Here is a 2,341-nt window from a genome sequence, read left to right on the forward strand (position 1 = left end):
TAATTGTGGGGGTCAGCTGGGCAAATTTCCAGGAAGAGCGTTGGAGGATTGACGAGCGCGCCATCCGCGAGCAGCTCGGTCGCATGGGCGCGACCTACATCAGCGCTGATGCCCAGAGCTCTTCGGAAAAGCAGCTCAACGACATAGACACCCTAATCGCGCGGGGGGCCAAGGCCCTGATCATTCTATCTTGGGATAAAGACGCCATTCTGCCGGCTATCGAGAAAGCCAAGACAGCAGGTATCCCAGTCATCGCCTACGACCGCCTGATTGAAAACGACTACGCCTTCTACATCACCTTCGACAACGTGGAGGTGGGCCGTTTGCAGGCCCGCGAGGTGTTCAAGGTTCGCCCCAAGGGCAACTACGCCTTCATTCTGGGGTCCAACACCGATCCCAATGCCGACTTCCTGCACAAAGGGCAGCTCGAGGTGCTCGACGCGGCCATCAAGCGGGGAGATATCAAGGTGGTGGGTAAGCAGTACACCGAAGGCTGGAAGCCCGAGGTGGCCCAGCGCAACATGGAGCAAATTCTCACCGCCAACGGCAACAAAGTAGACGCGGTGGTGGCCTCCAACGACGGCACCGCCGGGGGCGTGGTGGCCGCGCTGGCCGCGGTGGGGCTGGCCGGAAAGGTTCCGGTTTCGGGTCAGGACGGCGACCAGGCCGCCCTCAACCGGGTGGCGCGGGGCCTTCAGACTGTGAGCGTGTGGAAAGACGCCCGCGAGCTAGGCCGCCGCGCTGCCGAGATTGCGGTGTTGCTGGCCCGCGGCACCGCTATGGACAAAATCCCGGGCCGCACCGTCTTCGCCGATGGGCCTAAGAAGGTGCGCATGAATGCGGTGCTGCTCAAGCCCATTCCCATCACCAAAGACAACCTGGATGTGGTGTTGAAAGCGGGCTGGATTAGCAAACAGGCCCTCTGCCAGGGGGTAAGTGGAGCCTCTGCGCCGGCTGCTTGCCGTTAGGCGTGCAAAGGCTTGCACACAGGGTGGGCCACGCCCACCCTTTTTATGGCCCCCTCGGGCCAACATACCCTACCCTCGCCCGGCCCCCGCAGCCTGGCCGGGGCCTGGGCCTCCGCGGTCTCGATTCCCGGCGGGCAACCTTTGACCGGATTCCCGGTATAATCCCAGGCAAACTAACAAAAAGAGGTGGAGGACTAGCGCATGCAGATGCAAAGCGTTTCTAAGGCCCGCACCAGCCTGGTGGGCAGTCTAGGGGTGGATGCCCGCATCCTGACCATGCTGGTGGTGCTGGCTGTGGTCTGGGTGGTTTTTCAACTTCTGACCCTGAATCAGCCCGGGCAGTTCCTGAGTCCGCAGAATCTTTGGAATCTGTCGGTTCAGACAGCCGTGGTGGGCATCATGGTAGGGGGTATGGTGCTGGTCATCGTAACCCGCCAGATTGACCTCTCGGTGGGCTCGGTGCTGGGCTTTACCGGCATGATGATGGCCCTGATCCAGACCGTGCCTCCTTTGGGTTGGGGCGGTCACTGGTTGCTGGCCTTGCTGGCAGGGCTGTTGCTGGGGGCATTCATCGGGGCTTTCCAGGGCTACTGGGTGGCCTACTGGGGGGTGCCGGCCTTTGTGGTCACGCTGGCGGGGCTGCTCATCTTTCGCAACGCCACCTTCATTGTGGCCAGCGGTCGTACCATCGGCCCCCTCGACGACAACTTCAAGGTGCTGGGGGGTGGGCTCAACGGCTCCATCGGAGAGTTCTGGACCTGGGTGGTGGGGCTTTTGGTGATGGTCTACATCGTCTATCAAGCCCTGACCAACCGCAGCCGCCGGCTCAAGAATGGCCTTCCGGTGCGGCCTCTCTGGGCTGAAGTTGTGGTGAACGGCTTCCTTGTGCTGATGGTGCTGGCCTTTGTGCTGGTGATGAATGCCTTTCCCTACCCCGGCACCAGCACCCCTCGAGGCATGCCGGTGCCGGTGCTGATTACCCTGGCGGTGCTCTTCGCGCTCAACTGGGTGGCCCTCAACACCCGCTTCGGTCGGTATGTGTTCGCCATCGGCGGCAACCCCGAGGCGGCTTTGCTGGCCGGAATCAACGTCAAGCGTATGCTGGTGGCGGTTTTTGCCCTGATGGGGGGTCTGGCCGCGCTGGCCGGGGCGGTGCAGGCCGCACGGCTCAACTTTGTGACCAACAGCATGGGGAACCTGCTCGAGCTCGACGTAATCGCCGCGGCAGTGATTGGCGGCACTGCCCTGGCTGGTGGGAGCGGCTCCATTGTGGGAGCCGCACTGGGGGCACTCCTGATGTCTTCGCTGCGCAGCGGAATGGTGCTGATGGGTCTGCCAACCGAATGGCAAAACGTGGTGCTGGGGTTGGTGCT

At 62.5% G+C, this 2,341-nt stretch carries 2 protein-coding genes; both read left to right on the forward strand.

What is annotated here, in order from left to right:
- Positions 1-968 (forward strand): D-xylose ABC transporter substrate-binding protein (gene xylF / locus NZN28_RS14325; RefSeq protein WP_295399297.1); only part of this gene is annotated, 968 nt, incomplete at its 5' end.
- A gap of 201 nt (positions 969-1,169) precedes the next feature.
- On the forward strand, positions 1,170-2,341 hold a 1,172-nt coding region (locus NZN28_RS14330), incomplete at its 3' end, for a sugar ABC transporter permease (protein WP_295399299.1).

It is taken from the genome of Meiothermus sp. (assembly GCF_025056915.1).
Lineage (GTDB): Bacteria > Deinococcota > Deinococci > Deinococcales > Thermaceae > Meiothermus.